Origin of the sequence: Rosenbergiella collisarenosi (genome assembly GCF_018494085.1) — a bacterium.
GTDB lineage: Bacteria > Pseudomonadota > Gammaproteobacteria > Enterobacterales > Enterobacteriaceae > Rosenbergiella > Rosenbergiella collisarenosi.
In genome coordinates, this window is record NZ_JABBFP010000035.1 from 1 (window position 1) to 354 (window position 354).

The 354-nt window shown below is 46.0% G+C and carries 1 tRNA gene and 1 rRNA gene; both read right to left on the minus strand.

From position 1 onward, the window contains the following. Window positions 1–143 precede the first annotated feature (143 nt). A tRNA-Glu gene (locus HGT70_RS16475) sits at window positions 144–219 on the minus strand. Between the two features lie 84 nt (window positions 220–303). Continuing rightward, window positions 304–354 (minus strand): 16S ribosomal RNA (locus HGT70_RS16480); the annotation flags it as partial.

A 354-nucleotide genomic window follows, 5' to 3' on the forward strand; every position in this document is an offset into this window, starting at 1 on the left:
GAGACTCCGAATCATTATTCATGATTCAGTGTTTTCAATTTATCAGCTTGTTTCCAGATTTTTAAAGAGCAATATCTCAAACACGACTCGTAAGTCATCTTTAAGATATTTTTGGCGGCGACTTTCACTCACATACCAGCAAGTGGCGTCCCCTAGGGGATTCGAACCCCTGTTACCGCCGTGAAAGGGCGGTGTCCTGGGCCTCTAGACGAAGGGGACATAAGTCTGCTTCGCAAGACGCCTTGCTTCTTTACTTTCATCAGACAATCTGTGTGGACACTACGCAGTCATGTATCTTATAGGTAAGGAGGTGATCCAACCGCAGGTTCCCCTACGGTTACCTTGTTACGACTT